The organism is Pseudanabaena cinerea FACHB-1277, assembly GCF_014696345.1.
Taxonomy (GTDB): Bacteria; Cyanobacteriota; Cyanobacteriia; order Pseudanabaenales; family Pseudanabaenaceae; genus Pseudanabaena; species Pseudanabaena cinerea.
Genome location: NZ_JACJPY010000123.1, coordinates 1 through 8,617 on the forward strand (window position 1 = coordinate 1; position 8,617 = coordinate 8,617).

General features: G+C 42.8%; 13 protein-coding genes. 6 read left to right on the top strand and 7 right to left on the bottom strand.

Annotated elements, in window-relative coordinates:
* The 4 genes from H6F44_RS23000 to H6F44_RS21165 all read right to left on the bottom strand — a co-directional run.
* Positions 1 to 185: hypothetical protein (locus tag H6F44_RS23000; protein WP_206754482.1), on the bottom strand; the 185-nt coding region annotated here is incomplete at its 3' end.
* A gap of 116 nt (positions 186 to 301) precedes the next feature.
* Complete coding sequence (locus tag H6F44_RS21155; RefSeq protein ID WP_190353074.1) at positions 302 to 619, bottom strand: hypothetical protein; 318 nt, start codon at positions 617 to 619, stop codon at positions 302 to 304.
* A complete protein-coding gene (locus H6F44_RS21160; protein ID WP_190353075.1) occupies positions 616 to 795 on the bottom strand; it encodes a hypothetical protein in 180 nt (59 codons plus the stop codon). Before H6F44_RS21160 ends, H6F44_RS21155 begins: the two co-directional genes overlap by 4 nt.
* Complete coding sequence (locus H6F44_RS21165) at positions 795 to 1,106, bottom strand: hypothetical protein (protein ID WP_190353076.1); 312 nt, start codon at positions 1,104 to 1,106, stop codon at positions 795 to 797. Before H6F44_RS21165 ends, H6F44_RS21160 begins: the two co-directional genes overlap by 1 nt.
* A gap of 153 nt (positions 1,107 to 1,259) precedes the next feature.
* Here H6F44_RS21165 and H6F44_RS21170 point away from each other — a divergent pair, with 153 nt between their 5' ends.
* The 4 genes from H6F44_RS21170 (at position 1,260) to H6F44_RS21185 (ending at position 4,674) form a co-directional block, all read left to right on the top strand.
* Positions 1,260 to 1,439 (top strand): plasmid partition protein ParG, encoded by a 180-nt coding sequence (locus H6F44_RS21170; protein WP_199302225.1) that lies wholly within the window; start codon positions 1,260 to 1,262, stop codon positions 1,437 to 1,439.
* A gap of 84 nt (positions 1,440 to 1,523) precedes the next feature.
* Positions 1,524 to 1,676: a plasmid mobilization protein gene (locus tag H6F44_RS21175; RefSeq protein WP_190353077.1), complete on the top strand. Its 153-nt coding sequence runs from the start codon at positions 1,524 to 1,526 to the stop codon at positions 1,674 to 1,676.
* A gap of 196 nt (positions 1,677 to 1,872) precedes the next feature.
* Positions 1,873 to 2,064 carry a hypothetical protein gene (locus H6F44_RS21180; RefSeq protein ID WP_190353078.1) on the top strand — a complete coding sequence of 64 codons (192 nt, stop codon included), beginning with the start codon at positions 1,873 to 1,875 and terminating at the stop codon, positions 2,062 to 2,064.
* Entirely contained in the window at positions 2,065 to 4,674 is a 2,610-nt protein-coding gene (locus tag H6F44_RS21185) for a DUF3854 domain-containing protein (protein ID WP_190353079.1), read from the top strand.
* Positions 4,675 to 5,217: 543 nt separating this feature from the next.
* Here the strand turns inward: H6F44_RS21185 and H6F44_RS23690 are convergent.
* Together H6F44_RS23690 and H6F44_RS21190 are read right to left on the bottom strand one after the other, a co-directional pair.
* Positions 5,218 to 5,340 carry a hypothetical protein gene (locus tag H6F44_RS23690; protein WP_277874146.1) on the bottom strand — a complete coding sequence of 41 codons (123 nt, stop codon included), beginning with the start codon at positions 5,338 to 5,340 and terminating at the stop codon, positions 5,218 to 5,220.
* Positions 5,341 to 5,474: 134 nt separating this feature from the next.
* Complete coding sequence (locus H6F44_RS21190; protein WP_190353080.1) at positions 5,475 to 6,026, bottom strand: hypothetical protein; 552 nt, start codon at positions 6,024 to 6,026, stop codon at positions 5,475 to 5,477.
* A 202-nt stretch (positions 6,027 to 6,228) separates the two neighbouring features.
* Between H6F44_RS21190 and H6F44_RS21195 the strand changes: the two genes are divergently transcribed.
* Together H6F44_RS21195 and H6F44_RS21200 are read left to right on the top strand one after the other, a co-directional pair.
* Positions 6,229 to 6,897, top strand: coding sequence for a recombinase family protein (locus tag H6F44_RS21195; RefSeq protein ID WP_190353081.1), 669 nt, complete (start codon positions 6,229 to 6,231; stop codon positions 6,895 to 6,897).
* 3 nt (positions 6,898 to 6,900) lie between these two features.
* Positions 6,901 to 7,164, top strand: a complete 264-nt coding sequence (locus H6F44_RS21200; RefSeq protein ID WP_190353082.1) for a hypothetical protein — start codon at positions 6,901 to 6,903, stop codon at positions 7,162 to 7,164.
* Between the two features lie 308 nt (positions 7,165 to 7,472).
* Here H6F44_RS21200 and H6F44_RS21205 read toward each other — a convergent pair.
* Positions 7,473 to 8,617, bottom strand: a 1,145-nt coding sequence (locus H6F44_RS21205; protein ID WP_190353083.1) for an ATP-binding protein, incomplete at its 5' end; no start/stop codon positions are given.

Sequence of the window (8,617 nt, forward strand, 5' to 3'; positions counted from 1 at the left end):
AATAATCCCGTAGCGATCGCTGAATTTAATAATTTCTGTGAGAAGTGAGAGGGGATAAGGTTAGCCAAGCAAAGGATAGCAGCGCCGCTAAAAATGGCATTGCTAGACCATCGACAATATCTCGAAACCTTTGCAGTAAGCAGAATCTGCGAATTGTGGAAAGTATTGTTAGTAAAGTTAACCATAGATTTGTTGGTGGTTTTAGTTAATAAATGAAAGTGACAATAAACTTAAAAAATAAACCTCTAAGCTATACAGGGTAAGCAATAGAGGTTTATGTTAAGAAATAGCTAAGAAACAGTTAATTACTATTAGTAACTTTGGGATTGGAAATAGCCTCTAATCGCGCTACCTCATCGTTAAGCTGCTTATCAGTCAAAGCGTTTAGGTTCGTTTCATCAACTCGAAAGCCTTGCTTAACAACCGCTTTGATATAGCGTTGCTCTAATTCAGCACGGCTTAGTTTTGGGGCGGCGGGGGCGGTAGTGGCGGGGGCGGTATTAGTGGCGATCGCTGTATTTGGCTTTGATAGAGATTCGCTTACAAAGTATCCTGCGATGATGCCTAGGCTTAGGGCTACAAGCGCAATAGCGCAATTTTTCTTGAGTTCGTTGATCATATTTGCCACCATCTTTTAGGGGTGTCATCGTCATCATCATCGCGATCGCTGTCGTCATCGTCATCATCTAAATCATTCTCATCGGCATAGCGGCGGCGCTCCCATGCTGATTGATACTCATCGCTGTCAATGTCTTCAGTAATGCCAGTTAGGGCGGTAAAGATTGTTTTTATCATTACGCCGCCCTCTCATCGTCACGACTTGGCAATGCTGCTAATTCTGGAAATGGTGAGAGGGTGATCGGGGTATTGTTGCCATTGGTGAGCCAAGTGAAAAACCTTTGCTTAACTTTGGTTAGCATGGCTGCTTTGACCTTTGACCAATCAATATCGTCAAGTAATTGATCGGCGATCGCATCTTCGAGATTTATGTCAGTGGCGATCGCTGACTCCAGATCAAGATCGGCAAAATTAGGGGCGGCGCTTTGCGCTACGGCTTCGGGCGGGGTTTCGGGTGCTGTAGTGGCTTTGCTGTTTTTGAGTGCCATAATTAGTTAATCCTTTGTAATGGGATACAAGGCACAGCGAGAGGGGTTCAATCTAGCGCTGTGCTTTGTTGTGTCTTTATTATACCTATAAGTAGGATTGTAGGTTACAGGTTATAATAGGGATTATCTCTATATAATCGTGAGGTTGGATTTATGGTGTGTGCGTTGCCAAAACAAGACTATGTAATGGTTTATCTAGACAAAGATACAAAGCGCAAATATAAAGCACAGTGCGCTTTAGAGGGTGTTGATATGTCTGCTAATGCTGCTCTGCTTATCGAAAATTGGTTAAAGGAACGCGATCGCACCAATGGCAACTCAAAAACCAAGTAACCATATGTAGCGTATGTCAATACGAAAAAGTTAAACAAAACACTAAATAGCTGATACAATATTCATAGAAATGAGGTAAACCCCATGAAAGCTAAAAAGCAAATTCGAGATCAATTTTTTGCGATCCGCCTGTTGCCGAGTGAGCTTGAAGCGATTAAAGCATCCGCAAAAGCTGAAAATCTCGATCCCTCTAAATTTGTTCGCAGTCGAATTTTTTCCAAAAATATAGCCGCTTAAGCTTTTTGGAGAGGCTTAAGCGGCAGTATGGCGGGGACAATTTAGAAATTAGCAGTTTCTAATTTGTCAAAATATATAAAATCGGATTCCTTCGTTAAATCGATTTTAGCACTGTCATACACTGCCTTGCAATTTTTTTAAGCTCTCCCAAAACTGAAAGCGGCTGCAACCATTACTCAACAATAGGTACAGCCAAATGAATTCATACAATTCTATCACGAAAAGAGTTCGCCGCGATCTTGAAATGCTTTACAAGATCGAAGCGGTCAACAAAGTTGACTTTGATATTGTAAAGCCGATCATTCGCAAGAAACACGGGTATCTAGTAAACGACTTCCAAGCCATTTACATCGACTTCCGCAATGAAAAAGCACGGGAGGCTAAGTAAATGACACTTTTGACAGCAACCAAAAAACATTTTGACGAATGGGTACAAGGCTCTGGAGTTGCCCCAGCGATTGCAGAATTAAATATTTCTTCTGTTGACGATCCCGCTAAAATTGCCGAGTTTTTGGGTTGGAAAGGATACCAAGGATCGGGCGGTTGGATTTGCAAGGGCATTGACTTTAAGAGTGGCAAAAAACAGCCCCATGGACAATTCAAACCTGATATCCCGATCATCTTCCCCGATCAAGGCAAACCCGCAAAATATTTATCTTGCAAGGATATCGTCACAAAAGAATCATTGCACGATGCAATTTTACTGGAGATGCCAGATCGAGATTACTGGGAAACCGTAGCCAATGATATGACGGCTATTACTGTAATCACTGAAGGCAGTAAGAAAGCTGGAGCGCTGCTAACCTGTGGTTTTGCTGGCATTGGCTTACAAGGTGTTGAAATGGGTTTTAAGGACGGTAAATTAGTCCCTAATCTTGTGCCATTTTTCACCCGCGATCGCTCAATCATTTTTGCTTTTGACGCTGACATTGTTGAGAAAGAAGGTGTTGAGATTGCCTTAAAAAAAATTACTGCACAGGCGAAAAGATGCGGCGCTATGCCATTGATTGCACAATGGGATATATCTCTAGGCAAGGGCATTGACGATGTTCTTGTTAATCATGGTGCTGACAAGGTAAGAGAAATTATGGCGAACGCAATCCCATATAAGAATTGGCTTAAAAGTCTTGAGAAGCAATTCTCCAGATCAAAACCATCTAGCGATCGCCGCCCAAACTTGCCACCACAAAGCGATGTAGCTGAGCATCTAGCGCAAACATACCGCGATCAACTTGCTTGGAATGTAGATCGGCAAGAGTGGTATAGGTATGGAGCATCTAAAGATGGTGTATGGCAACAAGTCAAACCCGAATTTGTCACCCAAATTGTTACTGCCCATTTAAAAGTTATTGGGGCTTCCTATACTCATGGGTTTGTTCAATCCGTTCTTGGATTGCTTCGATCTGAATTGGCAGATGAACAATGGGACGCTAGAGATCATCTTTTACCCTTTATTAATGGTGTGCTTAACCTCCAGAGCATGAAGCTAGAGGCACACTCAAACGGCTATAAGCTGACATGGTGCTTACCCTATGCCTATGACATTAAGGCAACCTGTGAGCCAATTAAGGAATGGTTGCTAGAGTCCTGTGAAGGCAATCATGATCGGGTTCAGATGTTACGGGCTGCACTGAGAGCGATCGTATTAGGACGATCCGATCTAGAAAAGTTTGTGGAGTTGCTTGGCTCTGGAGGCACAGGCAAGAGTACTTTTGCAAGATTAGCGATCGCATTGGTTGGGCGCGAGAATACTTTCAGTACCACGTTAGCCGCACTAGAGGGATCGCCCTATGAAACCAGTGCAATACAGCATAAGAGGTTGATCCTGATTAACGATGCTGAAAGATGGACAAAGCCTGTGCCTGTTTTGAAAGCAATTACGGGTAATGACTTCATCCGTACTGAAGAAAAATTTAAACAGCGTGACTCTGGAGGGATGATCGTTAAAGCTATGGTGCTGATTACCGCTAATGAAGCATCTACAGCGAGTAGTGACTATACAAGTGGTTTAGGGCGGCGCAAATTGACTATTCCCTTTATGAATAAAGTAGCCCCAAATAAACGGCGCGATCTGCTTTCAATTTCTGCCACTGGCATTAGTGGCGAATTTGCGCCATACCTAGCAGGGCTATTAAATTGGGTTCTTGCTATGTCTGAATCTGAAATGAAGCGGTTCTTGCTGCAATCTCCAGAGGCTTGTCCATCACTTCAAAAGTGGATAGGTGAATCAATCCTAGAGAATAATCCCATTGCTGCGTGGCTAGATGCTCAGTGCATTGTTGATAAATCTGCACGGGTTCAGATTGGCATTGCCGATGAATTTACTATCAGTACCACCAATGAAGGAGCAACCAGAACAAGGCGAGTATTTAAAAATTCTGAAAATTGGCTATATGCCAACTATGCCCAATTTTGCCGCGATACAGGTATTCAGCGAATCAGTGCCAAGAGGTTTAGCAATTTGCTACTAGACCTGCTTCAAAACCAATTGCACATCGAGGCAACCAAGGGACGCGATCGCTCTGGAGCATTTATTGAGGGCATTCGTTTAAGATTGCCTGACGATCCCGAAAATTATCCAATTACAGGGGCAAAAATTCAGATTGTGACGGATGATGTGATGGATTGTGATGGATGTGTGACGGCTGAAACCCTTGATGGTGATGGATGTGACGGATGTGACGGATTAAATCAAGTATTTAGTCAAGAAAATATTTTTAACGATTCTCCAGAAAAAATTGAAAATATTCCCTTAAGGTTGCCAAAAAAACCATCACATCCGTCACATCCATCACCAGAGCCAATCCTAGCCAACACACAACCCATCACAGCAAATAATCGATCCGTCACAGTCTTAGACATAGGGCGTGTGGTTATCGATCCGCGCAGTGGATACCAAGGGGAGCTAAAAAGCTTTGAGCGAAATTTTGAGGGGAGAACGGTAGCCAGATTTGGCAATCAAATTGCCGATCCTAAATTTCTGCGAGTAGTCACCTAAGCACCTTACCGCCCAAGCACCAAAGCCACGCCCAAAATTATACGGGCGCGGTTTTTGCGGGGCGGCAAAAAAGTAGGGCAAAAGTAGGGAGAAAGTACAGATAAAAACGGTACAAAAAAAGCGCTTTCAAAACCTGAAAGCGATACAGCGCAAAGGATAGCGAGAAAGCGAAAATAAAACTAATACACTAAGGCAAAAAAGTAGGGCAAAAGTGGTACAAAACAGTACCAAAAATACACCAAAAAAAAGCACTTTCAAAGCCTGAAAGCGTTACACCGCAAAGGATAGCGAGAAAATGAGAATAAAACTAGTACAAATATGCCCGTGATTTATGAAGCATATTGCAGTATTTTCCCCGTGACTTGGGCAGCATAAGGCACTATTTCGAGATATTAGAATATCCCCGTGATTTGGATACAATAAGTCACTATTTTGCCCTCTCAGATTGACCTGTAAGCCTTACTAGATATAGCTTAGGTGTGTTTGTACCTTAGCTAACCGCAAAGCCTACAGCGCTAAAATTAGGCTATAGGCTTGAAAGTGTTACGGGGTATAGGTTTTAGCTTGATAGAGCGCGTCTAGTGCTTCATCGGTAGGAAAGAATTTTTCATCTTTGCCGATCAAGGTTTTGAATAAGCCAATTTCGCGCAATTCTTGATCACTCATTTTTTTTAATGTGCGGCTATCAGTCCCTTTAAGGCTTCTCAGAACGATAGAACCATCAGGACTAATTTTGTAAGTTATGCTTTTGCGCTTTGCAGGTGCGGTGATCGCCTCAATGATTGGCAGTATTTCAGGCTTTATGCTGCTCTCATCACTGAGAGCATGGGCTTTTTTGAATTTTCTGTAGCCTCACTGCGAGATTCTAGGTTTACCAGTTGCGCCCGAATAGTATCAAGTTTTGCCTCTAGGTCATCTGGCATAGCTTTCAGCCTAATATCGATTTTGTCGATCTCCAGTGAGATTCTGCTTTCAAGCTTGGCAGTAGTGGCGGCGATCGCTTCATTGTGGGTATTTTCGAGATCTGCAACCCTATCCCTCAAGTCCACAAATAGACTGGCGAAATGTTCGTCAAGCTTGTTAAGTCTGCTGTCTAACTCATTTTGAAGCAATTTGTTGGCAGACTCAACATCTTTGATGCGTTCGGTTAAGCTTTCGTTTAAGTCGCTAGATTGTCCAACATTGTTAGAAATTGTTTGCCCTTGCATAGCGGCGCGAACTATGGCAATGATCGAGCCGCCCATATTTGGCTTATCCGCCCTAACCATATTATTAGTAGTGGCATACTCTCTCAACCAGTTCGCCACGTCATCAGGCAACCGTACCGAAACGAAATTAGGATCTTTAGTCATGATGTTTAACTTTATCTAACTTATGTCTAACATTATAGCCTATGTCTAACAAAGTTTAACAAAAATGTTTAACAAAAACCTATTTAACAAAACCACATCCTTTTGTTAAACAAAGTCCAACTAATGTCAAACAAATACTTGACAATGTTTAACTTATGTTAGATAATGTTAAACATAGACAAAGTTAAACAAGGTTAAACAAATGACTAAGGCAATTGGCTACATAAGAGTAAGTACTGAGATGCAAGCAAATGAAGGAGTAAGCCTAGAAGCACAGAGCGCAAAGATTAGGGCTTACTGCGAACTCAATGATCTAGAGCTAGTCGAGATTGTCTGCGATGCTGGGAAGAGCGCAAAAACCACCAATAGAGAGGGCTTACAAAAATGCTTGGCAATGATCGCGGCGGGTGAAGTGGCGGCGCTTGTGGTTTACAAGTTGGATCGGCTATCTCGCAAAGTACTAGATACTTTAAATCTAATTTCTGAGATTGAATCTCATGGCGCTTCACTTCATAGCATCTCTGAGAAACTTGATACCAGTTCCGCGCTTGGTAAGTTTTTTGTAAACATGACGGCGGCGCTTGCACAGTTAGAGCGTGATCAAATTTCTGAAAGAGTCACAATGGCAATGGCACACAAGAAAAATGAAGGTCAACACTGCGGATCGCCTGCTTACGGATTTACAATGGTAGAGAAAAAATTGGTTAAGGTTGCTAAGGAGCATGAAGCGATCGCACTTATCCAACAAATGAAAGCAGACGGCGCAAATTTACAGGCGATCGCTGATGAACTGAATAACCAAGGCATAACCACAAAGCGCGGCGCTAAGTGGCAACCCATGCAAGTTTCTAGAGTATTAAATAGAGGTTAAACAATGTTAGACAAAGTTACACAAGCGCTAGGCTTTGCAATGGTAAGCCTAGCGCTAAGGAATAAAAAACAGGCTACAAGCTTCTCTATGGCACATCCTAGCCTAGTTAGTAAACATTGTTTGACATTGTTGCACTATTGGCAAAATGGCGGCGCTAAGGAGTATTTAGAGGGTTTAGATACTGATTTAAGAAACTGCCTGATATGGAATTTGATAGGGGATATCAGCGCTGATGCGATCGCTAGTTATGGATTAATCGAAGTTTAATATTGTTGGACTTTGTTAAACAACAAAAGCACCTCCCCAAATTCGGGCGGGGTGCTTTTTTGTTGCCAGTGGCGATCATCATGACTTGAAGTGATGATGCTCACCATTGCATAACTTCAAGTGATAGTATTCGGGCGGCGATCGCTATCACCAAAATCAAAGCGGCGATCGCTACCCTAATCCATCGAATTTCTGTCATAAATTTACTCAAGACAAAATCAAAAAACGAGACAAGACAAAAACTCAGGACATAGACAAGACAAGCATCATAGGGGCAAAAATAGCAATCTAGGCTGTCTTGTCTTGCCTCAAACTTTCTTTGCCTCTAGGCTACCTCTAGCAGTGCTACGAGTTTCTAAATACCCTTGGACTTCGAGATATTGCAAGTAGCCTTGCAACTCTGGCAAGGGAGTATCAGCGTCTTTAAATTCTCTGATGCTTGCCTTAATCTCATAGTCTTTTTTCCAGTCCTTACCATCAAGATAGTTAATAATTTTGGTGAATACAGGGGCGATCGCTGTGCTTTGCGGTTGCGCTGCAATGGCACTAGAGGGCGGGGCGATCGCTTGCTGTTGAGTATTGCCAATCAAATCTAAATAATCCTTTGGCAGTGGCAAAACTGGCATAGTCTGCGAGTCTGAAAGTATTGGCAACTGACAAGGCAATTGATCAAGCATTGCGGGGCGATCGCTGTTTTCCAGTGCTTCACCTATGGCTTTATCTTTGAGTGACTTCCCATGACTCAAAGCAAAGTTACCTAATCTCAACATTGCAAAGCACTCACGGATCGATCCCTCACCCTCTAAACCTAAAGTTTTGACCTCAGCACCTTGAGACAGTAAACACATACGGATACTGACTTTTCTAGCTTCTCTAGCCAATAATTTGACGGTATCTGTAGCACCTTTGCCAAGTGAACTAGCGATCGCTGGAAACTCATCAATGATCACGATCAACGGATCGAACTGTGTAACACCTTGATCGCGTTGTTCATATCTCGACTGCATGAGGTTAGCCAAGCGCTCAAACTCATTGGCAATATCGCCATAGTTTCTACCACTGCCAATGACAGTAAAGCCTCTCCAGTCAGTTGGGCTGGCATGAGGATCGATGATTAAGCAAGGGGCGTTTACTTGAGATACCAAATATTTACAAATTGTGCTTTTGCCACTGCCTGTTTCTCCCAAAATCATTAAATGAGGTTTTTTGAGTGATGACTCAATAGGGGCATATTTGACGGGTGCTGTCACCTCTACAGGGGCTTGCACCTGTATCTCACGTTTTGGCGGTTGCAATGAAGCACAAAGCCAGTTCCTATATTGCACATGGCTTTGTGCTTCACTAATCGCACCGTAGCCACTGGCATACTCATTTAGCCGATCCAATCGCGCCGCCACTGCAAATAATCCCGTAGCGATCGCTGAATTTAATAATTTCTGTGAGAAGTGAGAGG